The sequence below is a fragment of the Bradyrhizobium sp. CCBAU 53338 genome (assembly GCF_015291665.1).
Lineage (GTDB): Bacteria > Pseudomonadota > Alphaproteobacteria > Rhizobiales > Xanthobacteraceae > Bradyrhizobium.
On the sequence record NZ_CP030048.1, the window covers coordinates 4982543 to 5006725 of the forward strand.

Below are 24183 nucleotides of genomic sequence, written 5' to 3' on the forward strand. Positions count from 1 at the left end.
CGTGTCTCCCAAGTGTTATCCGGGGCACCAATTCGGTATCATGGCACCCTCATGCCGGCTTTCGAGGCGGCGGAAGGGACTATTTCACGGAAGTCCGCTTCCGTATAGTCATATTATTTGACTATTTGGACAAAGGACCAGGGATGCGCAAGGGCCAAGCATAAGCGACACGCCAAAGCACTAATCTTTCACATCTACAATTTTAGGGTGACGCGATTTTTGTGGAGCAGCACGCCATACCCGGGCTCGTCCCGCCCCTTACGGCCTTCCTCGCGGGTCACAGAACGAAGATGCCCGGGACAAGCCCGGGCATAATGGTCTCTTGGAAATTCACGTGTGCGATCCGCTGCCACAAGCAGCAGACAAGCGAAGAAGCTAGAGCATGATGTTTTTATACGGAAACGTAACCTGAGTTTTTGAAGTAGTTGGTGCACTCCTGCTCTGAGAAGAGATCGAGGAGTTCACCGACCTTTCGCCAGGTTGCCTCGACGTCACGAGTTTCGGCAGCTCGCATGAGGTGTTTGAGTTTGGCGAAGACCTGCTCGATCGGGTTGAGGTCAGGGCTGTATGGCGGCAAGAAGATGCGGTGAGCGCCTCTGGCGCGGATGGCTTGGCGGGCCGCTTTGCCCTTGTGGCTGCCAAGATTGTCGAGGATGACGATCTCGCCCGGTGCGAGGGTGGGTGCCAACACCTTCTCGACGTACAGCGTGAAGAGCTCGCCATTGATGGGACCATCGATCACCCAAGGCGCGCTGATCCGATTGTGACGCAGCGCCGCGATGAAGGTCATTGTCTTCCAATGGCCGAAAGGTGCAGATGCTTGGAGGCGCTGCCCGCACGGCCCCCAGCCGCGCAATGGTGCCATATTGGTTTTGATCCACGTCTCGTCGATAAACACCAACCGCGCGACGTCGATCCTGCCTTGATGTGCTTTCCAGCGGGTCCGCTTACGGGCGACGTCGGGGCGATCCTGCTCGGCTGGTAGAAGCGTTTTTTTTGAAGCTGAGCCCTTCGGTGTGAACAAAAGTCCACACCGCCCGCACGTCTGTCTTGATCCCGCGTGCAGCCAGTTCCTGCGTCAGCTTGCGCAGGGTGAATGGCCCCGAGCGAATGCGTTTGCGCAGCCAGTCGGCGTTGGCATCCGACAGAACCCGTTTCTTGTGGCCGCCGATTTGGCCAGGTGACAGGCCTCCGGTATCCCGCCTCAGATTCTTCCACTTCGTCACGCAGGAGGGGCTGATCTGTAGCGCCTCTGCAATCGAACGAACCGTTTCCCCCGCGTCAGCTCGCGCCAAAGCCCGTTCCCGAATGTCTTCAGAATAGGGTCGCGTCATCCATGCTGGCCTCCGCCCTCCAGCATGGAGGTTGAATCAGAAATCGCTCCCTGTGGGAATCCCGATTCCAGTCAAAAACAACATGCTCTAGATCAACTTCCGTTGCGCGAGGTTCTTCATCAGCGCGCCGATGCCGAACGTCCACGGCTCGCACTCGTCGCTGGTGCGCATGCGGTTGACCAGCTTGCCGAGCTGGGGCGCCGCGATGGTGACGATGTCGTCGCGCTTGTGCGTAAAACCCTGCCCTGGCGCGTCGCGATCCTTGACCGGCGCGAACATCGTGCCGAGGAACAGCACGAAGCCGTCAGGGTATTGATGCACTTTGCCGATGGTCTGCGCGACGAGATCGGTCGGATCGCGGCTGATCATGCTGATCGAGGAATGACCGTCGAGCACGAAGCCATCCGTGCCTTTCACGTTCAGGCTGATGTCGAGCTTGCGCGCATCATCAAGCGTGAAGGTGTCGTCGAAGAGGCGCAGCAGCGGACCAATCGAACAAGACGCGTTGTTGTCCTTGGCCTTCGACAGCAGCAGAGCCGAGCGGCCCTCGAAGTCTCGTAGATTCACGTCGTTGCCGAGTGCACCGCCGACGATCTTGCCGCGGCTGGAGACGAACAGCACGAGCTCCGGCTCGGGATTATTCCAGGTCGATTTCGGATGCAGGCCGGCATCCATGCCGGTGCCAACCGAGGACATCGTCGGCGCCTTGGTGAAGACCTCAGCATCCGGGCCGATGCCGACTTCGAGATACTGGCTCCAGGCGTTCTGATCGATCAGAACCTGCTTCAAATGCATCGCCTGGTCCGAGCCCGGCTTGAGCTTTGACAGATCGTCGCCGATCAGCCGTGTCACTTCCTTGCGAATGGCTTCGGCCGAAGCCGGGTTGCCCTTGGCCCTCTCCTCGATCACGCGTTCCAGCATCGAAATCGCGAAGGTGACGCCGGCGGCTTTCAGGGTCTGGAGATCGACCGGCGCGAGCAGCCAAGGCTTCTTCGGATCGCGCGTATCGGGGGCCGTGTTGGCGACGATGGCGTCGAGATCGCCAATGCGCTCGCCCTTGACCGCGGAAAGCGCCCTGGCCGGATGGTCCTCCTCGCAGAGCGCGCTGACCGTCGGAAACCTTGCGGTGACGTCGAAGACGCTATCGCCTCGCACGGCGACAACGGCCGGACCGTTCGCCTGCGGCAACCAGACGCGACCGACCAGCGTTCCCTTCGTTCCATCCTCGGGGAGAAGATCTCTAACCGTCAAAGTCGTCATGGCCGGCGTCCTCGCTGTTTCTTCGGACCAGCGCCTTTCGCAAGCCGCCGATCCCATTGGCGAAGACCAATAAACGTCTGGCAGGGGAAGTCCAGAGCGGCAGGATGCCCCGCTGCTATGCCCCTGCCCGCGCCTTTTATGCGCCTGCGCGCGCCTTGCGGGCCGCGATCTGCTGGAGCGCCCAGCGCGCGTTCTTGCGGACATCGGGATCGGCATCGTCGGCAATGACGGCCAAAAATGCCTCGCCGTCGGGATGAGCGATCTCGCCGAGTGCGGCCGCCGCCTCTTTGCGCAAATTGGCCTGTTCGTGGTTGACGCAATTGCCGATTGGGCGAACCGCGCGCTCGACCTTCATCTTGCCGAGGCTGCGGATCGCCTTCAGCCGCACCTGCCAGAACTCGTCCGTGAGTGCGCCGATCAACTGGTCGGCCGCGATCGATCCATTGACGTTCAGGCCGAGCGTCTCAGCGGCCATCTCGCGGACCATCCAGTCGCCGTCCTTGAGCGCGCGGGTGATCGTCTCGGCCGCAGGCTTCATCTGCGAGAATGCCAGCGCACTCACGGCGGCACGCCGGACATGAGCGTCAGGATCGTTGATCAGCGCAGTCAGCGCGGGGATGGATTCTTCCAGCTTCAGAAAGCCGATCACACCGATCGCCTGCACGCGCACCGCGGCATCGGGATCTTGAAGCGCTTCCAGCGCAGGCTTCAACGTGTCCTTGCGGCGCAGCTCCTTCAGCGCGCGCAGCGCACCCATACGGACGAAGGCATGGGCGTGCTTGACGAGAGGCAGGATGACATCGGCGCAGGCCGGGTCCTTGAACTCGGCCATGCTGTCCGCCGCCGCCGCGGCGACGATCCTTTCGGGGTCGACCAGCAGTTTCACCAGTGCGCTCGCCGCTTCCGGCCCATCAAACTCGCCGAGCGCCATTGCGACCTGCTGGCGCACGCCGGCATCGGGATCAGCGACCATATTGGCGAGATGCGCAACGGCCGCGGGATCGCCGGAATGGCCGAGCGCGATGATGGCGACGCGCCGCTCAGCGGGATCGGCGGCCTGGAGCCGCTCGTCGGCATCTTCGAGATCGTCGTAGGATTCGAACGGGCTCGACATGCTCACCTCAGCAGATAGGGAATGTTGACGGTGACCGCGCCGGTCGGGCAATCGGCCTCGCAGGGCATGCAGTACCAGCACTCGTCATAGGCCATGTAGGCCTTGCCGGTCATGTCGCTGATGCGCAACACGTCGAGCGGGCAGACGTCGACGCAGACGGTGCAACCCTTGTCGGCGATGCATTTGGCGTCGTCGACGACCACCGGGACCGATGTCTGATAGGACGCGAGAGGCATTCGATGTCTCCTGTTGCTGTGGTGCGGTGGATCAGGCGGTGGCGCGGATGCGCTGCTTGTCGTAGAGGTCCTTCTCGTCGTCGGCGATCGGCACGACGTAAGGCTCGACGGCACGCTTTTCGCTCATCATCTTGCCGTCCTGCTTGGACAAGAGCGTGTGGCAGAACCAGTTCTCGTTGTCCTTCTCCGGGAAATCCGTGCGCCAGTGATAGAGGCCCCAGCGGCTCTCCTCGCGGTAGAGCGAGGCGTGCACCGCCATGTCGGCGCAGTCCATGATCGACTGCACTTCGAGCGCGCGGAGCAACTCATGTGCGTTGCGCGCAATCATGTGCTCCTGCATGTCCTGTCGCGTCTCGGCGAGACGGCGCATGCCGAGCTCGTATTTGCGGGTGACCTTTGGCGGCTGGAGATAGTCGTTGACGAGCCGACGGGTTTTGTACTCGACCTGGTTCGGCGGAATGCCGTCCTCCCGCTTCGTTGGTGCCAGAACGCGATCGCGCTCCATTGCGACATCGGCCGCGTCAAAGTCCGCGAAATCGTGACTGTCGGCGAACTCCATTGCGTCGATGCCGGCAACCGACCCGTTGGTGAAGGCACCGAGCATGTAGTTATGCGGCACACTCGCCATGTCGCCGGCGGCATAGAGGCCCGGTACGGTGGTGCGGGCATTGTCGTCGACGAACACGCCGGAGGCGCTGTGGCCGGAGCAGAAGCCGATCTCGGAGATGTGCATCTCGATCGAGTCGTTGCGGTAGTCGACGCCGCGCCCCTGCTGGAAGAGGCCGCGCGTCGGCCTTTCGACCTTGTGCAGCGTCGATTCGATCTCCGAGATCGTGTCGGGATGCAGATGCTTGAGCTGGAGGAACACCGGACCTTTGCCAGACAGGAGTTCATTGTAGAACTCCAGCATCATCTGGCCGGACCAGTAGTCGCATTCGATGAAGCGCGAGCCCTCGTTGTTGGCCGTGAAGGCGCCGAAGGGTCCGGCGACATAGGCGCAGGCCGGGCCGTTATAGTCCTTGATCAGCGGATTGATCTGATAGCATTCGAGGTTCGCAAGCGCAGCGCCGGCGTGATAGGCCATCGAATAGCCGTCGCCGGAATTTGCGGCGTTCTCATAAGTGCCGAACATGTAGCCGGAGGTCGGCAGGCCCAGGCGGCCGGCGGCGCCCATGCAGAGGATCACGGCTTTGGCCTTGATCACCAGCATCTCGGCGGTGCGGGTGTTGACGGAGATCGCGCCGGCAATACGACCATCGGACGATTTGAGCAGCCGGGTCGCCATGTAGCGGTTGGAGATCAGGATGCGGGCGCGGCGGAGCTGGCGATAGAGCGCCTTCTTCACGGTCTCGCCGTTCGGCATCGGCAGAACGTAGGTGCCGATGTGGTGCACTTTCTTGACGGCGTAGTCGCCGTTCTCGTTCTTCAGGAAGCGGATGCCGAAGCTGTCGAGCTCCTCAATGATCTTGTAGCAGTTTTGCGCGTATTTATAGACCGCCTTCTGGTCGACGATGCCGTCATTGGCGATAGTAATTTCCTTGGTGTATTGCTCCGGCGTCGCATAGCCGGGGATGACCGCGTTGTTCAGCCCGTCCATGCCCATCGAGATCGCGCCGGAGCGCTTGACGTTGGCCTTTTCGAGCAGGACGACATTGGCCTTCGGGTTCTTCAGCTTCGCCTTCAGCGCCGCCATCGGGCCGGCCGTGCCGCCGCCGATGACCAGCACGTCGCAGGAAACCTCGGAAAGTCCGTCGACGATCTGATCTAGTGCCATCACTTGCTCCTGGTTCGCCGCGTGTCCGGCGCCTTTGCGTCAGATTTGTTCAGGTGACTTTCCGGCGATAGCAATTAGTTGTCGCCGGGACGCGATTTGCGCCTCAGCGCTCGACGAAGGCCTTCTCGATCACGAAATGGCCGGGCTGGCTGTGATTGCCCTCAACGAAGCCGCGCGCGGCAAACATCGCGGGGAGTTCCTCAAGCATCGCCGGGCTGCCGCACAGCATGATGCGGTCGGTCTCGATATCGAGGCCTGATTGGCCGATATCGTCGAACAGCTGGTTGGAGCCGATCAGATCGGTGATGCGGCCGCGGTTGCGGAACGGCTCGCGGGTGACGGTCGGATAGTAGACCAGCTTGTCGCGAATCAGCGGCCCGAAGAATTCGTGATTGCGCAGGCCATCGACGACGTGCTCACCATAAGCAAGCTCGGAGACCTGGCGGCAGCCATGAGCGAGCACGATAGTCTCGTAATTCTCGTAGACGTCGGGGTCCTTGATCAGGCTGGCGAACGGCGCGAGGCCCGTGCCGGTCGAGAGCAGCAGCAGGCGCTTGCCCGGAATCAGATTGCCGGTGATCAGCGTGCCTGTCGCCTTGCGGCCGACCAGGATGATATCGCCTTCCCTGATCTTCTGGAGGCGTGAGGTCAGCGGGCCGTCCTGCACCTTGATCGAGAAGAACTCGAGCGCCTCCTCGTGATTGGCGCTCGCCATGCTGTAGGCCCGCATCAAAGGCTTGCCCTCGACTTCCAGTCCAATCATGGCGAATTGGCCGTTCTGGAAGCGGAAACCGGGATCACGCGTCGCGGTGAAGCTGAACAGGGATTCGGTCCAGTGGCGAACCGACAAAACAGTTTCCTTCTGAAATGCACTCATGGTCTCTCCTTGGCCTCGACGGCGTACAAAGTTTCGGAGAGACGGGATTCCGGCAATTCGGAAGTGAAATTTCCGGTCGATTAGTTTCACATTTGGCGAGCGATGATCGAAGAGCAGGCAGCGAAGACACAACCGCACCGGTCCCGGCAATTAGTTGCTATCCGCGCGTGTCGGCAATGACGTAGAAAGGTGTTGGAGGTTCGTCATGACCATGACTTTGGTGGCCCCAACCGTGGCCGACTGCGAAGCAAGCGCCGATCTCGCAGCGCTCCTCGTCCGCACGACCAAGGGCGATGCGATCAGCGTTCCAGCCGAGCAACTCCGCCTCTCCTGCAAATGCGCCCACTGCACCCGCGCCCGCTTCGACGGCCGCTTTCCCGTGGCATTTCCGGGGATTGCCATCACCGAGATCGGCGATCTCGGCTACGGGCTGAACATCTCGTTTTCGGACGGGCATAACAGGGGAATTTACCCCAAACCCTATCTGCTGAGCCTGGCGGGGCGTTGAGCGCCCGCTTCCCCGCATCTGGCACGGACATTGCTCCTCTTTAGAACGATTTGAACGTTCCGGAGGCAGACGATGTTGCAGGCGGCGAGTGCGGTTCGCGGGGCTGTTCCCCCGACAGTCCGGACTGCGGGCAGTTCCTCGCTGCTGCTCACCGAGAATCAGCAATGGATCGGCGGACCACCGCCCTTGATGGACAAGCTCTCTCCGCGCGAGCGGGAACTGGTGCTGAAGCAGGGCCGGCGAAAGGTGCTCAACCGCGGTCAGACGCTGTTCAGCCAGGGCGGCAAGCATGACGGCATCTGGCTGATCGAGAGCGGCCGCATCCGCGTGTTCTACACTTCTCCCCTTGGACGCGAGATTACGCTTGCCTATTGGCATGTCGGCAATTTCGTCGGCGGGCCCGAAGTGTTCGAAGGCACCGTGCATCAATGGTCCGGCGTCGCATCCAGCAATTGCAGCGTCGTGCATCTGCCCGGAAAGGAATTGCGGTCCCTTGCCGCGGAGATCCCCAACCTCGCGATCGGCCTCATTGAGGGCCTGACTTTCAAGGGCAAATGCTATTCGGCGTTGGCGCAGATGCTGGGAACGCGCTCGATCACGCAGCGCCTGGCACACCTGCTCTTGCATCTCGTCGAACTCTATGGCGTCGAGGACGCCGACGGGCGCGTGATCGCAGCGGCCTTCACCCACGCCGACATCGCCCACATGGTCGGCGCCACCAGGCAGTGGGTCACGATCAGCCTGAAGCGGATGCAGGAAAAGGGAATCGTCCTGACCAAGCGCTCGCAGATCGTGGTCTGCCGGACCGACGTCCTGGAGGAGATGCGCGGCCACGCATCCGACTGAGAGAATTTGCGAGCAAGGGCAGTGCACAGGCAAGCGGCTTTATAGTGCAGGACTGCCCAAGGAGTATGCAATCAGCTTTTCCCGGCAACTAATCGACTACGACCGTTATTCCGGATTTGCCCTGTCTGCCCCCTCACCCAATCATGGCAACCACAGCACATCCAACCGAATGAGGATGAAAATGGTCCGCCATCTTCCCACGCTCTCGATCGCGATGTCGGTGACGTCGCTCGCCCTAATCCTGGCGCAGCCGGCCTCGGCGGAAACCGTCACGCTCGGCATCGGAACGCAGGACACCACGACCAACACGGTGACCGCTGGAACGGTGGTGCGGCAGCTTCATCTTCTCGAAAAGTACCTGCCGACGTCAGGTAAATACGCAAACATCAAATTCGAGATCGAGTGGCAAAACTTCACCTCGGGCCCGCCTGTCACCAATGCGATGATGGCGAACAAGCTGCAGATCGGCATGATGGGCGACTATCCGCTGATCGTGAACGGCTTCACCTTCGAGAGCAATCCGGAGAGCAAGAGCCGCCTGATTGCAGTTGCCGCCTACAGCCTCGCCGGCTCCGGTAACGGCATCGTCGTCCACAAGGACTCGCCCTATTACGATCTCGCCGACCTCAAGGGCAAGCTCGTGAGCGTGCCGTTCGGCTCCGCCGCGCATGGCATGGTTCTCAAGGCGATGCAGGACCGCGGTTACCCAGACGACTTCTTCCAACTCGTCAGCCAAAGCCCGGAGGTCGGCTCGACCAATCTTCAAGAGAAGAAGATCGACGCCCACGCGGACTTTGTCCCCTTCGCCGAGCTCCTGCCATTCCGCGGCTTTGCGCGAAAGATCTTCGACGGCGTCGAGACCAATCTGCCGACCTTCCACGGCGTCGTGGTGCGCACCGACTTCGCCGAGAAGTACCCTGAGGTCGTCGTCGCCTACGAAAAGGCCCTGATCGCCGCCAATGCGTGGCTCCGCGCCGATCCGAAACTGGCCGCCGAAAAGATCCAGGAATGGACCGGCATCAACAAGGAGGTCGTCTACATCTTCCTTGGCCCCGGCGGAAACATGACCACCGATCCGACCATCAAGCCAACGCTCATCGACGCAGCCGCAGCGGACGTCAAAGTGCTCCAGAAGCTCGGCCGCATGAAAGAGTTCGATCCGAAGAAGTGGGTCGACGACAGCTACATCCGCAAAGCCTACGCCGAGATGAAGCTCGACTATGACGCGCAGCTCGCTAGCACCAAGAACTACGAGATCACGGGCGAAGACGCCTTCTGCAAGAAGCCCATCACCGATCCGCGCAAGGCCGGCGAGGTCTGGGTGGACGACGCCGGCATCCTGCCGTTCTCGTCCACTGCCTGCGCACTCGGCGCTTACGCCGACTTCAAGGCCAAGGGCAAGAAGATCAACGTCGCCTACGTCTTCGACACCATTCGCGGCATCAAGCTGTTCGCCGACCAGGCCTTCTTCGCGGTCGGCAATGGCGAGATAGCCCCGTTCCTGCTCAAGAAGGACGCGGAGGCCTATGCCGCCAAGATCGACGGCAAGGTGTTCGGCTTCGACGACGCGGTGAAGGCGGCAGTCAGCGGAGGCAAGACGTGAGCAGTCCCGCCCTCGCCAGACATCCCGAGGACAGCATGCCGGCAACAGCAGCACTTGCAGAGGCGGGCTCCGCGCCCGCCGTTACCTCACCCGCAACCCCGCCTTCCTTCGGCACACTCGCACTGCGCTGGTACCGGTTGAATCAGGGCCGGCTGCGCGCGACTGCGATCGGCGTGATTTCGCTGCTCGCCTTCCTCTTGGCCTGGCACCTGCTCACGACCTACCGAGTCGTGTTCTTCGTGCGCTTCATCAACGTGCCCTCGCCGCTCGCGGTCTATGCGAGCTTCACCAAGGCGATCCACGACCCGAAATTCCTGATGCACGTCGTGCTGAGCTGCCGGCGCATCTTCATCGGCTTCTCGCTGGCTGCGATCGTCGGCGTGCCGCTCGGGCTGATCATGGGCCGGTTCAAGCTGGTGCATGAGGTCATCTTCCCGGTCGCGGAAGTGCTGCGGCCGATCCCGGCGATCGCCTGGGTGCCAATGGCGATCATGCTGTGGCCGACGAACGAGCAGAGCATCGTCTTCATCACCTTCCTCGGCTCGTTCTTCCCGATCCTGGTCAACACGCTGCACGGCATGTCCTTGGTCGATCCCGTACTGGTGCGCGCCGCGCAATGTCTCGGCGCCCGCGAACGCTCGATCTTCCGTGAGGTCTACTTCCCAGCCTCGCTGCCGCACATCTTCACCGGCCTCACCGTCGGCATGGGCGTCGCCTGGGTGTCGCTAATCGCCGCCGAAATGATCTCGGGCCAGTACGGCATCGGTTACTTCACCTGGGAGGCCTATTCGCTGGTCCAGTATGCCGATATTGCGCTGGGCATGATCGCGATCGGCGTCCTCGGACTGGGATCGAGCGTGCTCATCAGGGGCGCGGGGCATCTGGTAATGCCGTGGAGGTCGACGAGATGAGCGAGATGCTTGCGGGCGAGCCGAAAGGCCATATCGAGGTCAAAAACTTCTCCCTCAGCTATGAGAGCATCGAGGGACCTGTTCAGGCCGTTACGGACACGCAGATTCACGTGAAGCCCGGCGAGTTCGTCTCCATCGTCGGCCCCTCCGGCTGCGGAAAATCGACGTTGCTCAATGCAGTCGCCGGCTTCCTCAAGCCGACCACGGGCATCGTCACCGTCGACGGCGAGCGCGTGAACGGCCCCAGCGCCGAGCGCGGCATGGTGTTCCAGCAATATTCGCTGTTTCCCTGGAAGACGGTACGGGAGAACGTCGAGTTCGGTCTGAAGATGCGCGGCATGCCGCGTTCGCAGCGCGAGCGCGCGGCGCGCACGTTGCTTGGGCTCGCCGGACTCGAAGCCTTTGAAAAACACTATCCCGAAAAGCTCTCCGGCGGCATGAAGCAGCGCGTCGGCATCGTCCGCGCCCTCGCGACGGGACCGAAAGTGCTGCTGCTGGATGAACCCTTTGGCGCACTCGATGCCCAGACCCGCGTCATCATGCAGCAGATTCTCACCAACATGTGGCAGCGGTTGAAGATCTCGGTGCTGTTCGTCACCCACGACATTGACGAAGCGATCTTCCTGTCGGATCGGGTCTACTGCATGACCGCCCGCCCCGGCTCGATCAAGGCCGAGATCCCGATTCCCCTGGAGCGGCCGCGTCAGCAGTCGATGATGATGTCGTCGGAATTTTTGGCGCTGCGCCGCGGGCTGATGTCGCTGATCCGCGAGGAAAGCCTGAAGGCGATGGGCGGCGAGATCAACGACATGGGCATGCAGGGGCTCAACATCGAGCTGCATGGGCACTCGCTGGCGGATGTGATTTGATTGTGATGGGCGCGGGCGCTTTCGCGCCCGTGCCCACGCTACGGCAGCTTTGCCTTCATCACTTGAACCAGTGCACCAGCACGATGCTGATGCCGAGCAGCAGCATCAGCGACAGCGTCACGGCCGCCGTCACCCTGCCTCCGACATTGGCCAGTACGCGCACGTCGACGCCGAGGCCAAGTGCGGCCATCGACACCACCGTGAGAAACGTAGTGATCTTCGTCACCGGCGCGACCACCGTGCCCGGCACGATCTCTAGCGAGCGCAGGGTCGCCAGCGCGAGGAAGCCGAGGATGAACCACGGGACCAGGCGGAAGAAGCCAACATTGGCCTTCTTGGTACCGGTCTGCCAGCGCGAGGCGACCAGCGAGAGGGCAATGACCACGGGGCCGAGCATCAGCACGCGCATCAGCTTCACCAGCGTGCCGATCTGTGTGGAGATCAGGCCCGCCGGCACCGTCGCCGCGAGCACTTGCGGCACGGCATAGACGGTCAGTCCGGCGAGGATGCCGTACTGCGTGGCGGAGAGCTGCAACAGCGGGATCAGAAGGGGCAGGCCCAGCACCATCATCACGCCGAGGATGGCGGTGAAGGAGATCGAGGACGCGATCTCGTCGCTGTTGGCGCCGATGATCGGCGCCACCGCGGCGATCGCCGAGTTGCCGCAGATCGAGTTGCCGCAGGCAATCAGGATCGACAGCCGCGTCGACAAGCCGAGCATGCGGCCAAGGCCGAAGGAGACGCAAAGCGCGATCACGACGACGGCCGCGATCGAGGCCAGCAGCGCAATGCCCGAGGCCGCGATGGCGGCAAAGCTGATGGAGGCGCCCAGCAACATGACGGCGACTTCAAGGAGCTGCTTGGCGCTGAAGGCAATCCCGGCCTGCCAGCGGGGGGCAGGCTTCCAGAAGCTGCGCAGGGCCATCCCCAGCAGGATCGCCATCACCAGCGCCTCGACATAGGGATGCTCGAACACACCGAGTTCGGCTCGTTCCAGCAGGGCCGAGAGGCCGGCAACGGCGATACAAAGGAGGATACCAGGGACCAGCGCGGCGATCCGGCTAGCGGCGGTGGTCGGCTTGGCGTCGGTCGGACTGGATGCTTGATTCTGCGACACAAATCTCTCCCAAGGGAGGAAGATTTATACGCAGCGCGATCCCAATGGGAAATAAGTTTTCGACATATCAGGGCCGAGCGAAGTTCTATCCTCAGCCTGGAATAGTCGGGCTCAGAACAGCAGGTTCTTGGCCAATGAGGCAACGTGGCTGAAGCTGTCATAGACGCCCGGCTCGAAGAAGGCGGCGCGTGCCAGCACGATGCCCGCAACCAGCGTCCAGAACACGGTAGTGCCGGCGCGCAGCAGCAGCTTTGAGGCGCGAGATTGCGGCTGGGCGTCCGTTGCGGACACCAGCTGCTCGCCGAAGGGCTCAAATCCAGTACGTTCCATGGCCGTCAATCCACCAAATCCTGATGGGAATGTCGTCGTTTCGGCTCCAAACGGCAATGGAAGCGATTGGCGTTTTTGGCCCCTGGAGGGGAAACTCCTTCCGCCGGACTGTCCCGCGGCAATGGTTTTCTTCTTTCGCCCTACTTAAGCACCAGAGCTCCGGCCCCGATACCGCCGCATGGACGATTCCATCCGGGTCGACTACCGTGCCGCCGCCCGCAGGTCCGATGCTGGATCCCCGGAGATCAAAAGAAGACGATGAACATCGAATCTCCCCGCAAGCCCCTCGACCTCGCCTCGGCTATCGCGGAAGCCGACATCCGCTGCCTCCTCATGGTGCTGGTGCACATGACCGGCGACGATCGCTGGCTCGAGCCCCCCTATCTGCCCAAACGCGACATCCGCCTCATCCCCGATCCGGAGGCCGGGGTGCCCCGCGATATCCAGGACGAGATCCGCGCCGCAGTGGTGAGGCTGTTTGCCGACGGCGCGCCGAGCCCGGTCATGAGCTGCTGCTCAAGATGATGCGCGCCTGCCTCGGCGAGAACGTCGCACCGGAATATGCGCCGCTGATGCGCGAGGAAATGGGCTTTGTGGCGCGCGAGGCGCGATGGACGAGGCGCCCTTCCGACGAGAAGCTCGCCGAACAGCATGTGCTCATTGTCGGCGCCGGCGTCTGCGCCATCGCGCTTGGCGTCGCGCTCGGCCATCTCGGCATCCCCTACACCATCGTCGAGAAGAACGCCGAGCTCGGCGGCACCTGGTGGATCAATCGCTATCCCGGCTGCGGCGTCGATACGCCGAACCACTCCTATTCCTACTCGTTCGGCACGGGCAATGCGTGGACGCGCTATTTCTGCCAGCGCGAGGAACTGCTCGGCTACCTCCTGAAAGTCGCGGACGAACACGGCATTCGCGCGCATCTCCGCGTCAACACCGAGCTGAAGGCATCACGCTGGGATGAAGACGAGCGGCGCTGGATCTCGACGCTGAAGACGAAAGACGGCGAGGAGACTTTCGAGTCCACGGCGCTGGTCTCGGCCATCGGCCAGCTCAACGATCCCTCGCGCGCGCATTTCAAAGGCGAGGAAAGCTTCAAGGGCACGATCCTGCATTCGGCCCTGTGGTCTGACAACATCAGGCTCGACGGCAAGCGCGTGGCGGTGATCGGCACCGGCGCGACGTCGATGCAGCTGGTGCCGGCGATTGCAAGCCGCGTCGCCTCGGTCGCGGTCTATCAGCGCAGCGCGCAATGGGCGCGACCGGTGAAGGGCTATTCCGATCCGGTCACCGAAGGCGCGCGCTGGCTGCTCGCCCATCTGCCGTTCTATGTGCAGTGGTATCGCTTCAACATGTTCTGGCGCTATGGCGACGGCCTGCTGCCGTTCCTGCGCAAGGATCCCGCGTGGCCGCATCCGGAGCGCGCCGTCAACAAGGGCAATGACCGGCATCGCCAGGAATTGACAGACTTCATCCTCTCCGAGTTGAAGGACCGGCCCGACCTGATCGCCAAATGCGTGCCGACCTATCCGCCCTATGGCAAGCGCATCCTGCTCGACAACAACTGGTTCAAGACATTGACGCGGGACAACGTCGAACTCGTCACCGAGGCGATCGATCATTTCGATGAAAGCGGCATCGTCACCGCCGACGGCAAGCACCGCCCCGCCGACATCATCGTGGTCGCCACCGGCTTCAAGGTCACGGAGATGGCGGCGCGCCTCAACATCACCGGCCGCCACGGCAAGAATTTGCGCGAGGCGTGGGCCAACGACAATCCGACCGCGTTCCTCGGGCTCACGGTGCCCGATTTTCCAAACTTCTTCTGCATGCTCGGCCCGAACTCCGGTCCGGCGCACGGCGGCAGCGTCATCTTCCAGTCGGAATGCCAGAGCCGCTACATCTCGGCTTGCCTCGCCGACATGATCGAACACGAGGTCACCGCGATCGACGTTCGCCCGGATGTACTCGACGACTACGTCCGCAAGGTCGACGCCGAGCACGAGGCCATGATCTGGACCCATCCGGGCATGAGCACCTACTACCGCAATGCTAGCGGCCGCGTGTTCTCGGCGATGCCGTGGCGGTTCGTGGATTACTGGCGCATGACGCATGATCCAGACATGCGACAGTACAGGCTGACGAAGGCGTAGGCCTCACCACATCGTTGTTGCGAACGTCGCGAAGCAATGACGGCCTTCATGCCGCCAGCCCACTCCCAACAGGCGCGAACTCCAACCCAAGACTCTCGGCCACCGCCTTGTTGGTGATGCGGCCGCGATGCGCGTTCAGCCCGTTGCGCAAATGCGGATTTTCCAGCACCGCGGCAAAGCCTTTGCCCGCGAGCATCAGACCGAACGGCAGCGTCGCGTTGTTCAGCGCCTGGCTCGACGTCACCGGCACCGCGCCCGGCATGTTGGCGACGCAATAGTGCACGACGCCGTCGACCTCGTAGGTCGGATCGGCGTGCGTCGTCGCATGCGACGTCTCGAAGCAGCCGCCCTGGTCGATCGCGACGTCCACCAGCACGGCGCCCGGCCGCATCGACTTGAGCATCGCGCGCGTAACGAGCCTTGGCGCACTGGCGCCAGGCACCAGCACCGCACCGATCACGACATCGGCAGCGAACACTTCCTCTTCGACCGACTCGATCGTGGAGAAGCGCGTGCGTACACGTCCGGCGAAGAGATCATCGAGTTCGCGTAACCGAGGAATCGAGCGATCGACTACGGTGACCTCGGCGCCAAGGCCCGTGGCCATGCGCGCGGCCTGAGTTCCCACCACGCCGCCGCCCAGCACGACCACCCGTGCCGGCTGCACGCCGGGCACGCCACCGAGCAGCAGGCCGCGACCGCCTGCCGATCGCTTGAGCGCGGCGCCGGCGGCCTCGATGGCGAGGCGGCCGGCGACTTCGCTCATCGGCGCGAGCAGGGGGAGGTGACCGGCCGCGTCGGTGACGGTTTCATAGGCGATCGCGGTGCAACCGGAGGCCAGCAGGCCCTTCGCTTGTTCGGGATCCGGCGCGAGATGGAGATAAGTAAACAGAATCTGGCCTTCGCGGAGCTGGGCCCATTCGCTCTTCTGCGGCTCTTTCACCTTTACGACCATGTCGGACTTCGCGAAGATGTCGCGCGCGTTCGCCGCAATGGAGGCCCCTGCCCGCTGGTACACGTCGTCGGGCGCGCCGATGCCACAGCCGGCGCCGGTCTCGACCGTTACCTCATGCCCGGCTGCGACATACTCGCGGACGGCACCCGGGGTGAGCCCGACGCGATATTCCTGGACCTTGATCTCCTTGGGCACACCGACGCGCATCCTCGTCTCCTTTTGATTCACCTTGGGATCGTAGCGACGCAGGCAGTTTGGTTTCGTGCAAATATCCGCTAGCTTTGGCCTCCCCGCGCCGGTTTCGGTCGCGGAAGTGCCCTTTGACGCCGGAATCGAAACCTTGGCCCTCGACCGCAAAGACCTCGCGATTCTCGCGGAACTCACGACCAATGCGCGCGCCAGCCATACCGAGCTCGCCAACAAGGTCGGCCTTTCCAGCACGGCGCTGGCGCGACGGCAGAAGGCGCTGGAGGATGACGGCTACATCCAGGCCTATCAGGCCGCATTGGACCTGGCGCAGTTCGGGCTCACCACGACGGTACTGGTCCGTATCGCGCTCGAGAGCCAGAGCGACGAGGCGCTGAAGGCATTCGAGGCGGAGGTGGTGAAGTGCCCATCGGTCGTGCGCTGCTTCCTGATGTCCGGCACCGACGATTACATCCTGATCGTGCTCGCCCGCGACATCCAGGATTTCGAGCGCATCCACCGCACCGAACTGTCACGCCTGCCGCGCGTGGCAAGGGTGCAATCGAGTTTTGCTTTGCGCGAGGTCGTCAACCGCGCGGTGCCGACCGTGGTGTTCGGCGAGACGAAGCGATAGGGCACTTCCCGCGCCCGATTGCCGCCCCTGTCATAGAACTGTCATCGAATGTGCAGAGACCTGTCCGTCTCCGCTCATTCGGGACACGCCATGGATTATTTCAAGCGCTTCAACTTCCTGTTCGCCGCACCTGTGTTCGACGCGGACGATCTCGAGGGCCTCCGCTTCAACCAGATCATCGAGGAGATCCAGCGCTCCGGTTTCGAGGTGGTCCGGGCCCGCAAGCTGGAAGACGCCGAGATCGCGGTGCAGACTGATGCCGCCATCGGCTGCATGGTGGTGGACTGGGGGAAGAAGGGGCTTGAGGGCAAGACCTCCGCGCTGATCAATCTGATGCGGCGCCGCGGCCTCGACTTCCCGATCATCCTCCTGATCCGCCGCAAGCGGTTCGAGGATTTGCCGGTCGAGGTGCTCGACTTCATCGACGGCTACGTCTTCCTCTCGGAGGAAACGCCGACCTTCATCGCCAAGAATCTGATCAGCCGACTGAAACAATATGCCGAAACGCTGAAGACGCCGTTCTTCGGCGCGCTGGTCGACTATGCCGAGGAAGGCAACCAGCTCTGGACTTGTCCAGGCCACAATGGCGGCGTGTTCTACAACCGCAGCCCGATCGGCCGGGTCTTCGTGGAGCACCTCGGCGAATCCGTGTTCCGCGACGACCTCGACAATTCCGTGCTCGACCTCGGCGACCTGCTCACCCATGAGGGCCCGGCGCTGAAGGCGCAAAAGGAAGCCGCGCAGATCTTTGGCGCGGAAAAGACCTATTTCGTCCTCAACGGCACCTCGACCTCGAACAAGGTCGCGCTCGGTGCGCTCGTCACCGACGGCGACCTCGTACTGTTCGACCGCAACAACCACAAGGCTGCCCATCACGGCGCGTTGATGATCGGCGGCGGCATCCCCGTCTATGTCCCGACGATCCGCAACGCCTGGGGGTTGATCGGCCCGATGCGCTGGGACATGCTCGACGAGAAGGCCCTGCGCGAGGCGATCCGCAATCACCCCCTGGTCACGGACAAGGACGCCTGGCGCAAGGAGCGGCCGTTCCGCGTCGCCGTGGTCGAGCAGTGCACCTATGACGGCACGATTCACAACGCCGAAATGATCCTGAAGCGGATCGGCCATCTCTGCGAATACATCCTGTTCGACGAGGCCTGGGCCGGCTTCATGAAATTTCACCCGCTCTATACCGGTCGCTTCGCCATGGGCCTGGCCAACCTTGCGCCGGAAGCGCCCGGTATCATCGCGACGCAGTCGACACACAAGCAACTCGCGAGCTTCTCGCAGGCGTCCCAGATCCACATCAAGGACCGCCACATCCGCGGCCAGAAGCGGCGCGTCGAGCACCGCCGCTTCAACGAAAGCTTCATGCAGCACGCCTCGACGTCGCCCTTCTACCCGCTGTTCGCCTCGCTCGATGTCGGCGCCCAGATGATGAAAGGCCGCTCCGGCGAAGTGCTGTGGGACGACACGATCCGCCTCGGCATCGAGCTGCGCAAAAAGATCCGCGCGATGCGCCGGGAGTTCGAGGAGAAGGAACAGAACCCGGATCGCCGCTGGTTCTTCGAGCCCTTCGTTCCCGATCGCGTCGCCATCCCCGACGTCAGCCGTCCGGGCGCCGCGCATAACGTTGCCTGGGAAACGCTCTCGACCGACGAACTCGCGACCAATTCCGCGCTCTGGCAGCTTTCGCCGGACAGCAGCTGGCACGGCTTCCCCGGCATGGCCGAGGGCTTTGCCATGACCGATCCGAACAAGCTGACCTTGCTCACCCCCGGCTTCGACCGCGCCACCGGCGCCTATGTCGACCACGGAATCCCCGCCCCTGTCGTCGCGCAATATTTGCGCGAAAACCGTATCGTGCCTGAAAAGAACGACCTCAACTCCCTGCTGTTCCTGCTCACGCCGGGCGTCGAGGCCAGCAAGGCCGGCACGCTGATCTCCGGCCTCGTCGCCTTCAAGAAGCTGCACGACGACAACGCGCTGCTGGCCGACGCGATCCCGGAATTCTATCAGCGGCGTCAGGCACGCTATGCCGGCGTGCGGCTGCGCGACCTCTGCGGCGAGATGCACCGCTTCTTCCGCGCCGCCGACGTTAGCGCGCTCCAGGCGCGGCAGTTCATGCCGGAGCACATGCCGGAGATCGCGATGTCGCCCCGCGATGCCGCCCGCTATCTGTTCAAGAACGACGTCGACTACCTGCCGATCGAGGCGATCACCGGCCGCATCGCCACCACGCCCTTCGTGGTCTATCCGCCAGGGATCGCTACCATCGTGCCCGGCGAGCGGCTGACGGAACGTGCCAAGCCCATGGTGGATTATCTCAAGATGTTCGAAACCTGCTTCAACACGTTTCCGGGCTTCGATGTCGAAATCCAGGGCGTCTACAAGGAAGTCGACGCGCGCGGCAGCATCGGACTCTATACCTATGTCGTTGCCGAGTAGGAGCCCATGAACGAAACAGCGATTGCACGCACCGATGAAGAGCCGGTCCTGGTCCGGCCGTCACGCGAGAGCGATATCGAGGCGATGCTGGCGATCTATCGCCATCATGTTCGCAATGGCGTGCCGCGCGATGTCGAGGGAACCGGTGCGCCCGAGCCGGATGACCTTCGCGACCGGCGCAAGAATTTGAAGCAGACTCGCCTGCCGCATCTGGTCGCGACCTGGCGCGGCGAGGTCGTCGGCTATGCCTATGCGGTGCTGTTCCGCAAGCGCCCGGCCTATCGTTACACGGCCAAGCACTCGATCTACGTCCACCACGAGCATCTCGGCCGCGGCGTCGGGCGATTGCTGCTTCAAGAGCTGATCGATGCCTGTGCAGCGACCGGATTCCGCCAGATGATCGGCTACATCGATGCCGACAACGCACCGTCGTTGGCGCTGCACGAAAGGTTTGGATTTGCGCGCGTCGGCCTGCTCTGCGGCGTGGCCTATCGGCACGGCCGCTGGTCTGATACCGCCATGGTGCAGCGTTCGCTCGGCGCCGGCGTCACCGCGCCGCCGCCTGTCACGGCACCCGGACGTTAGACCTTACGAGGGAAAGTCAGCCGGTCTGACCTGAATGCGGTCGGCATGCAGCGACCAGTGATGCAACGCCTGGTCCTGGCAAAACCTCGCCTTCGCCCGCTCCCTCGCTTCGTCCTCGTCGACGGCGTCGATTTCGAGCGTGCCCTGGCAGATCTCGCTCTGCCGGCCGTATTCGCCGAGCACGTCCTTCATGAACCTGACGACATAAGTTGACATGGGACCTCCTGCTGCCCCGGCAATACTTTAATTCATTTAAGCCGGATGAGGGAGGGAGATTTTGACGCGGATCAAGGCCCGGCGAGGTTCCCGCCCCTACCCCGGCGCGACGCCGAAGGTCTGCTTGAATCGTTCGGCATAGACGGGCCAAACCTCGGGATTGATGATGCGCGGCGGCCGCTTGCCGTCGAGCGTCTCGAGCACCTGCTCGGCGGCAATGCGGCCCATGTTCTGGCGCGCCTCGATCGTAACGCCTGCGGTGTGCGGGCTTGCCAGCACGTTGTCGAACTGAAGCAGCGGATGCTCCGGCGGCGGCGGCTCCTTGGACCAGACGTCGAGGCCGGCACCGGCAATGCGCTTGTCGCGCAACGCGCCAAGCAGCGCGTCCTCATCGTGAATGAAACCGCGCGCGGTGGTGATGAAATAGGCGTGCGGCTGCATCAGCCCGAACTCGCGCACGCTGATCATGTTGCGGCTGCCCTTGTTGAGCGGACATGAGATCGAGACGAAATCGGCCCGGCGCAAAAGCTCGTCCAGCTCGACCTTCTCACCGCCCCGCTCGGCCATCACCTCTTTCGAGAGATAGGGGTCGTAGGCCAGCACCTTCATGCCGAGCAGGCCCTTGCAGAGTGCTGCGATGCGGCGACCGACATTGCCGAGACCGACGATGCCGACGGTCTTGTGCTCGACCTCGTTGCCGATGAGCTCGTTACGGTTGACGTTGGCCTCGCGGCGTAGCCGTCGATCGGACTGGATGATGCGCTTGGACAAGGTCAGCATCATCGCCAGGGCGTGCTCGGCAACCGAATGCGCATTGCCGCCGGACTGGTTGACGACCAGCACGCCCGCATCAGTGCAAGCCTGGACATCGACGGGGTCGAAGCCCGCGCCGTTGCTGGAGACCAGCAGGAGGTTCGGCGTGCGCTTCAGGAGGGCCGCGTCGACATGGAAATGCGGCGCCAGCTCGTCGCGGGCGGCGCCGATCTGGTAGACATGGGCCGCGCTCAGGATCGGCGCGTAGAAATCCTCGGGGCTTTCGTTCTCGATGCGGTCGAGCCGGACGTCGGGCCGCGCCTTCAGGATGTCGGCATAAATAGGATTGGCCAGGTATTTGACGTAGAAGACGCGTTTGCTGTTGACCGACATCAGGACCCTTCCGGCTCTCTCATGGAGACCCGCAAGGTCAGCGCCATGCGCGCCCTGCTCCTGCGTTCTCCCCGTTTTCTCGTTCTCCGGCTTATGACATGGCGGTGCCGGCCATGGCAGGCCGTCTGGCGCAGATCACGGTGCCGGCCCGGGTATGTTGACAATCCCGCCCGCTCCGTCAAGTTCGGCAGACCGCCGCGACGGACAAATAAGAAACATGCGCGGCTGAAGGGAGAACGCGATGGCGATTGCGGAACAGCAGACCTCGTCCCGAGCGGGACCGGAGGCCGGCGAGCGAAGCTGGCATAGCCTCGTCCTGCAAACCCTGAAGCGGAACGAGATCAGCCTCATCCCCTACGTGCCCGACCGCGTGCTGACGCCGCTGATCAAGAATTTGCACGCCGACCCTTTCTTCACGACCTTTGCCACCGCCCGCGAGGAAGAGGCCGTCGGCATCGTCTCCGGCGCCTGGATGGGCGGGCGGCGCGGCGCGGTGCTGATGCAGACTTCGGGCTTTGCAACGCTGGCCAACACGCTCGCCTCGCTCGCGGTGCCCTACCAGATCCCGCTGATCATGTTCGTATCCGAGCGCGGAACGCTCGGCGAGTTCAATTACGGCCAATCGCTGGTCTGCCGCACGATGCGCCCGGTGCTGGATTCGCTGGCGCTGGAGCACCACACCATCACCCGGCTCGACGAGCTCGAATTCATCGCCGACCGCTCGATCAAGCAGGCCGTCACCACGCAGGCGCCGGTCGCACTGATTCTCAATCCGCTGCTCACGGGCGGCAAGGTCTTCGACAAGTGAGCCCCGGCATGACCACGCGCAACACCAAGGTGATGAACCGCTTCGATGTGACCTCGCGCCTGATCGCAAAGCTCAAGCACGAGGAAGCGGTGATCGGCGGCATCGGCAATACCAATTTCGACCTCTGGGCCGCTGGCCACCGCCCGCAGAACTTTTACATGCTGGGCAGCATGGGCCTTGCCTTCCCGATCGCGCTCGGCGTGGCGCTGGCGCAGCCTGACCGCCGCGTCTTCGCGCTGGAGGGCGACGGCTCGCTCCTGATGCAGCTCGGCGCGCTCTCGACCATTGCGGCGCTGAAACCGAAGAACCTCATCATGATCGTGATGGACAACGGCATCTACCAGATCACCGGGGCGCAGCCGACGCCGGCCGCTGGCGTCGCCGACCTCGTCGCCATCGCCCTGGGCTCGGGTCTCACCAACAGTGCTTGGGCCGCGGACGAGGAGGATTTCGAGCGCCTGATCGACGAGGCGATGTCGGTCGACGAGCCGAGCCTGATTGCACTGCGCATCGACGACAAGCCTGGTGTCGGCACCACCCGCCGGGATCCCGTGCAGATCCGCGAGCGTTTCATGCACGGCCTCGGCGTGCGCGAGCCGCTTTAAGGTTTCGTCATCGACGATAAGGGCCCCGCGGAGCGTCACTCCGCGGGGCCCCTATATTCAATCGCTCGCTTATGCTCCGATCAGTCGATGATCTTGACGACGCGGCGTGTGCGCGGCTCGACGATCACGCGACGATCGTTCACGACGGCATAACGATACTGGGTGTAGTTCGGCACCGGCCGCAACACTACGGTCGAAGGCAGCGGCTCGCCAACCACGACGCGCTCGTGCACCACCACGGAATCATCGCGCGGGATGCCGCCCAGAATTGCATTCGGAATCTCCAGTCCGGCACCGACGGCCGCACCGACGGTGCCGCCAACCATCGCGCCCACGGGGCCTCCGATTTCGCCGCCCGCACGCGCGCCGTTCGCGGCGCCCTCGGCGGTCGTCGACTGAGCAAAGGCTGCACTCGACGCCAGCAGCGACGCGGCAGCCAACGAAATCGCAAGACGGGTTTTCATGTCCTGATGTCTCCAGTGATTGTTGTGCGGCATCAACCGCGGGGCCGGAGCATTGTTCCGGTTCCCGCGCGATGAAACACACATCAAACTGGTGAATGTCACTGCGTAACAGTTCAGCTGGCTGCGATCTCGTGGCCCGCCATCAGTTCCAGCGCACGGACCATCGCCGAATGATCCCAGCCCTTACCGCCATGCGCGGTGCAGGACGAGAACAATTGCTGCGCCACCGCCGTGCTCGGCAGCGACAGGCCGAGCGAACGCGCCCCTTCAAGCGCGAGGTTGAGATCCTTCTGATGCAGCTCGATGCGGAAGCCCGGATCGAAATTGCGCTTCACCATACGCTCGCCGTGTACCTCGAGAATGCGCGAGGACGCGAAGCCGCCCATCAGCGCCTTGCGCACCAGCGCAGGATCGGCACCGGCCTTGGACGCGAACAAGAGCGCCTCGCTCACCGCCTCGATCGTCAGCGCGACGATGATCTGATTGGCGACTTTCGTCGTCTGCCCGTCGCCATTCGCCCCGACATGCGTGACGTTCTTGCCCATCCTGTCGAAAACAGGCTTCATGGTGCCAAAGGCCCGCTCGGGCCCGCCGACCATGATGGTGAGGCTCGCAGCCTTGGCGCCAACCTCCCCGCCCGACACCGGCGCATCGAGGTAATCGGCGCCCAGAGCCTCGATCTTCTTCGCAAACTCCTTGGTCGCCAGCGGCGAGATCGAGCTCATGTCGATCACGATCTTGCCTTTGGAGATGCCGCCCGCGACGCCGTCCTTGCCAAACAGAACGGCTTCGACATGCGGCGTATCCGGCACCATGATGATGACGGCGTCCGCCTCCTCCGCGACCTCCTTGGCCGATTTGCAGGCGATGCCGCCTGCCGCGATCAGCTCAGGCGCGACCGGCGCGACGTCGTGCAGGAGGACGCGATGGCCCGCAGCCAGGAGATGGCTGGCCATCGGCCGTCCCATAGTGCCAAGTCCGATGAAGCCGATGTCGATCATGTCTAGCTTTCTCTCAGTTGCTTTAGAAAAAGTTCAACGACGCTTTCGGTGCACCTCTCCCGCTTGCGCGAGAGGTCGGCACGCAGTGCCGGGTGAGGGCTTTCTCTGCTTCGGGATTTTTCTCGGTCTACCTCGGCAATCCGTCATTGAGACACCCTCTCCCCCTCTCGCGCGAGCGGGAGAGGGAGCGCACCGTCGTCGTG

The 24183-nt window shown here is 63.0% G+C and carries 25 protein-coding genes; 12 read left to right on the forward strand and 13 right to left on the reverse strand.

Going from position 1 to position 24183, the window contains the following annotated elements:
* Positions 1-391: 391 nt before the first annotated feature.
* From XH90_RS23495 to XH90_RS23520, 6 genes are all read right to left on the reverse strand, one after another.
* Positions 392-1334, reverse strand: a protein-coding gene (locus XH90_RS23495) for an IS630 family transposase (protein ID WP_194476145.1) whose coding sequence is annotated in 2 segments (ribosomal slippage) — positions 392-997 and positions 999-1334 — 942 coding nt in all. Because the reading frame shifts where the segments join, the coding sequence is not laid out codon by codon here.
* An 87-nt stretch (positions 1335-1421) separates the two neighbouring features.
* On the reverse strand, positions 1422-2594 hold the full coding sequence (locus XH90_RS23500) for a fumarylacetoacetate hydrolase family protein (protein ID WP_194476699.1): 1173 nt from the start codon (positions 2592-2594) through the stop codon (positions 1422-1424).
* 136 nt (positions 2595-2730) lie between these two features.
* On the reverse strand, positions 2731-3708 hold the full coding sequence (locus XH90_RS23505; RefSeq protein WP_194476700.1) for a HEAT repeat domain-containing protein: 978 nt from the start codon (positions 3706-3708) through the stop codon (positions 2731-2733).
* Positions 3709-3710: 2 nt separating this feature from the next.
* Positions 3711-3944, reverse strand: a complete 234-nt coding sequence (locus tag XH90_RS23510) for a ferredoxin family protein (protein ID WP_008141081.1) — start codon at positions 3942-3944, stop codon at positions 3711-3713.
* A 31-nt stretch (positions 3945-3975) separates the two neighbouring features.
* Positions 3976-5718 (reverse strand): fumarate reductase/succinate dehydrogenase flavoprotein subunit, encoded by a 1743-nt coding sequence (locus XH90_RS23515; protein WP_194476701.1) that lies wholly within the window; start codon positions 5716-5718, stop codon positions 3976-3978.
* A gap of 103 nt (positions 5719-5821) precedes the next feature.
* Positions 5822-6595 (reverse strand): ferredoxin--NADP reductase, encoded by a 774-nt coding sequence (locus tag XH90_RS23520; RefSeq protein ID WP_194476702.1) that lies wholly within the window; start codon positions 6593-6595, stop codon positions 5822-5824.
* A 211-nt stretch (positions 6596-6806) separates the two neighbouring features.
* On the opposite strand from XH90_RS23520, the gene XH90_RS23525 reads away from it, so the two are divergent.
* The 5 genes from XH90_RS23525 to XH90_RS23545 all read left to right on the forward strand — a co-directional run bounded on the left by XH90_RS23525 (position 6807) and on the right by XH90_RS23545 (position 11332).
* Entirely contained in the window at positions 6807-7103 is a 297-nt protein-coding gene (locus XH90_RS23525) for a gamma-butyrobetaine hydroxylase-like domain-containing protein (protein WP_194482784.1), read from the forward strand.
* Positions 7104-7175: 72 nt separating this feature from the next.
* A complete protein-coding gene (locus XH90_RS23530; RefSeq protein WP_194476703.1) occupies positions 7176-7949 on the forward strand; it encodes a Crp/Fnr family transcriptional regulator in 774 nt (257 codons plus the stop codon).
* A 181-nt stretch (positions 7950-8130) separates the two neighbouring features.
* Positions 8131-9552, forward strand: coding sequence for an ABC transporter substrate-binding protein (locus XH90_RS23535; protein WP_194476704.1), 1422 nt, complete (start codon positions 8131-8133; stop codon positions 9550-9552).
* Positions 9549-10463: an ABC transporter permease gene (locus XH90_RS23540; RefSeq protein WP_246755570.1), complete on the forward strand. Its 915-nt coding sequence runs from the start codon at positions 9549-9551 to the stop codon at positions 10461-10463. The genes XH90_RS23535 and XH90_RS23540 overlap by 4 nt, the downstream gene beginning before the upstream one ends.
* Positions 10460-11332, forward strand: coding sequence for an ABC transporter ATP-binding protein (locus tag XH90_RS23545; protein WP_194476705.1), 873 nt, complete (start codon positions 10460-10462; stop codon positions 11330-11332). Before XH90_RS23540 ends, XH90_RS23545 begins: the two co-directional genes overlap by 4 nt.
* A 58-nt stretch (positions 11333-11390) precedes the next feature.
* On the opposite strand, the gene XH90_RS23550 is transcribed toward XH90_RS23545, so the two are convergent.
* The gene (locus XH90_RS23550; RefSeq protein WP_194476706.1) at positions 11391-12449 is read right to left on the reverse strand and encodes a YeiH family protein; all 1059 of its coding nucleotides are present in this window, start codon (positions 12447-12449) and stop codon (positions 11391-11393) included.
* A gap of 111 nt (positions 12450-12560) precedes the next feature.
* Positions 12561-12779: a hypothetical protein gene (locus tag XH90_RS23555; protein ID WP_194476707.1), complete on the reverse strand. Its 219-nt coding sequence runs from the start codon at positions 12777-12779 to the stop codon at positions 12561-12563.
* A gap of 258 nt (positions 12780-13037) precedes the next feature.
* On the opposite strand from XH90_RS23555, the gene XH90_RS39110 reads away from it, so the two are divergent.
* Both XH90_RS39110 and XH90_RS23560 read left to right on the forward strand, forming a co-directional pair.
* A complete protein-coding gene (locus XH90_RS39110) occupies positions 13038-13304 on the forward strand; it encodes a hypothetical protein (RefSeq protein ID WP_246755572.1) in 267 nt (88 codons plus the stop codon).
* Complete coding sequence (locus XH90_RS23560; RefSeq protein WP_246755573.1) at positions 13301-14932, forward strand: NAD(P)/FAD-dependent oxidoreductase; 1632 nt, start codon at positions 13301-13303, stop codon at positions 14930-14932. Before XH90_RS39110 ends, XH90_RS23560 begins: the two co-directional genes overlap by 4 nt.
* Before the next feature lie 46 nt (positions 14933-14978).
* Here the strand turns inward: XH90_RS23560 and ald are convergent, their stop codons facing one another.
* A complete protein-coding gene (gene ald, locus XH90_RS23565) occupies positions 14979-16094 on the reverse strand; it encodes an alanine dehydrogenase (protein WP_194476708.1) in 1116 nt (371 codons plus the stop codon).
* Between the two features lie 133 nt (positions 16095-16227).
* On the opposite strand from ald, the gene XH90_RS23570 reads away from it, so the two are divergent.
* From XH90_RS23570 to XH90_RS23580, 3 genes are all read left to right on the forward strand, one after another.
* Positions 16228-16707, forward strand: a complete 480-nt coding sequence (locus XH90_RS23570) for an Lrp/AsnC family transcriptional regulator (RefSeq protein ID WP_057759127.1) — start codon at positions 16228-16230, stop codon at positions 16705-16707.
* Positions 16708-16797: 90 nt separating this feature from the next.
* Positions 16798-19155: an Orn/Lys/Arg decarboxylase N-terminal domain-containing protein gene (locus tag XH90_RS23575; RefSeq protein ID WP_194476709.1), complete on the forward strand. Its 2358-nt coding sequence runs from the start codon at positions 16798-16800 to the stop codon at positions 19153-19155.
* Between the two features lie 6 nt (positions 19156-19161).
* On the forward strand, positions 19162-19740 hold the full coding sequence (locus XH90_RS23580; protein WP_194476710.1) for a GNAT family N-acetyltransferase: 579 nt from the start codon (positions 19162-19164) through the stop codon (positions 19738-19740).
* 3 nt (positions 19741-19743) lie between these two features.
* Here the strand turns inward: XH90_RS23580 and XH90_RS23585 are convergent, their stop codons facing one another.
* The gene (locus tag XH90_RS23585) at positions 19744-19956 is read right to left on the reverse strand and encodes a hypothetical protein (protein WP_194476711.1); all 213 of its coding nucleotides are present in this window, start codon (positions 19954-19956) and stop codon (positions 19744-19746) included.
* Positions 19957-20052: 96 nt separating this feature from the next.
* Complete coding sequence (locus tag XH90_RS23590; RefSeq protein WP_194476712.1) at positions 20053-21102, reverse strand: hydroxyacid dehydrogenase; 1050 nt, start codon at positions 21100-21102, stop codon at positions 20053-20055.
* Between the two features lie 241 nt (positions 21103-21343).
* Between XH90_RS23590 and XH90_RS23595 the strand changes: the two genes are divergently transcribed.
* Complete coding sequence (locus XH90_RS23595) at positions 21344-21910, forward strand: thiamine pyrophosphate-binding protein (protein ID WP_194476713.1); 567 nt, start codon at positions 21344-21346, stop codon at positions 21908-21910.
* 8 nt (positions 21911-21918) lie between these two features.
* Positions 21919-22515 carry a thiamine pyrophosphate-dependent enzyme gene (locus XH90_RS23600; protein ID WP_194476714.1) on the forward strand — a complete coding sequence of 199 codons (597 nt, stop codon included), beginning with the start codon at positions 21919-21921 and terminating at the stop codon, positions 22513-22515.
* Between the two features lie 80 nt (positions 22516-22595).
* Here XH90_RS23600 and XH90_RS23605 read toward each other — a convergent pair whose 3' ends face one another.
* Both XH90_RS23605 and XH90_RS23610 read right to left on the reverse strand, forming a co-directional pair.
* Positions 22596-22979, reverse strand: coding sequence for a DUF1236 domain-containing protein (locus XH90_RS23605; RefSeq protein WP_194476715.1), 384 nt, complete (start codon positions 22977-22979; stop codon positions 22596-22598).
* 113 nt (positions 22980-23092) lie between these two features.
* Entirely contained in the window at positions 23093-23980 is an 888-nt protein-coding gene (locus tag XH90_RS23610; protein ID WP_194476716.1) for a 2-hydroxy-3-oxopropionate reductase, read from the reverse strand.
* Positions 23981-24183 lie beyond the last annotated feature (203 nt).

Bases quoted from the DNA above. Each gene is read 5' to 3' on its own strand.
- XH90_RS23560 (WP_246755573.1), top strand. From the start codon at position 13,301: ATGATGCGCGCCTGCCTCGGCGAGAACGTCGCACCGGAATATGCGCCG.
- XH90_RS39110 (WP_246755572.1), top strand. From the start codon at position 13,038: ATGAACATCGAATCTCCCCGCAAGCCCCTCGACCTCGCCTCGGCTATC.
- XH90_RS23580 (WP_194476710.1), top strand. From the start codon at position 19,162: ATGAACGAAACAGCGATTGCACGCACCGATGAAGAGCCGGTCCTGGTC.
- XH90_RS23605 (WP_194476715.1), bottom strand. From the start codon at position 22,979: ATGAAAACCCGTCTTGCGATTTCGTTGGCTGCCGCGTCGCTGCTGGCG.
- XH90_RS23555 (WP_194476707.1), bottom strand. From the start codon at position 12,779: ATGGAACGTACTGGATTTGAGCCCTTCGGCGAGCAGCTGGTGTCCGCA.
- XH90_RS23575 (WP_194476709.1), top strand. From the start codon at position 16,798: ATGGATTATTTCAAGCGCTTCAACTTCCTGTTCGCCGCACCTGTGTTC.
- XH90_RS23525 (WP_194482784.1), top strand. From the start codon at position 6,807: ATGACTTTGGTGGCCCCAACCGTGGCCGACTGCGAAGCAAGCGCCGAT.
- XH90_RS23510 (WP_008141081.1), bottom strand. From the start codon at position 3,944: ATGCCTCTCGCGTCCTATCAGACATCGGTCCCGGTGGTCGTCGACGAC.
- XH90_RS23520 (WP_194476702.1), bottom strand. From the start codon at position 6,595: ATGAGTGCATTTCAGAAGGAAACTGTTTTGTCGGTTCGCCACTGGACC.
- XH90_RS23515 (WP_194476701.1), bottom strand. From the start codon at position 5,718: ATGGCACTAGATCAGATCGTCGACGGACTTTCCGAGGTTTCCTGCGAC.
- XH90_RS23585 (WP_194476711.1), bottom strand. From the start codon at position 19,956: ATGTCAACTTATGTCGTCAGGTTCATGAAGGACGTGCTCGGCGAATAC.
- XH90_RS23530 (WP_194476703.1), top strand. From the start codon at position 7,176: ATGTTGCAGGCGGCGAGTGCGGTTCGCGGGGCTGTTCCCCCGACAGTC.
- XH90_RS23500 (WP_194476699.1), bottom strand. From the start codon at position 2,594: ATGACGACTTTGACGGTTAGAGATCTTCTCCCCGAGGATGGAACGAAG.
- XH90_RS23505 (WP_194476700.1), bottom strand. From the start codon at position 3,708: ATGTCGAGCCCGTTCGAATCCTACGACGATCTCGAAGATGCCGACGAG.
- XH90_RS23535 (WP_194476704.1), top strand. From the start codon at position 8,131: ATGGTCCGCCATCTTCCCACGCTCTCGATCGCGATGTCGGTGACGTCG.
- XH90_RS23590 (WP_194476712.1), bottom strand. From the start codon at position 21,102: ATGTCGGTCAACAGCAAACGCGTCTTCTACGTCAAATACCTGGCCAAT.
- XH90_RS23600 (WP_194476714.1), top strand. From the start codon at position 21,919: ATGACCACGCGCAACACCAAGGTGATGAACCGCTTCGATGTGACCTCG.
- XH90_RS23610 (WP_194476716.1), bottom strand. From the start codon at position 23,980: ATGATCGACATCGGCTTCATCGGACTTGGCACTATGGGACGGCCGATG.
- ald (WP_194476708.1), bottom strand. From the start codon at position 16,094: ATGCGCGTCGGTGTGCCCAAGGAGATCAAGGTCCAGGAATATCGCGTC.
- XH90_RS23595 (WP_194476713.1), top strand. From the start codon at position 21,344: ATGGCGATTGCGGAACAGCAGACCTCGTCCCGAGCGGGACCGGAGGCC.
- XH90_RS23545 (WP_194476705.1), top strand. From the start codon at position 10,460: ATGAGCGAGATGCTTGCGGGCGAGCCGAAAGGCCATATCGAGGTCAAA.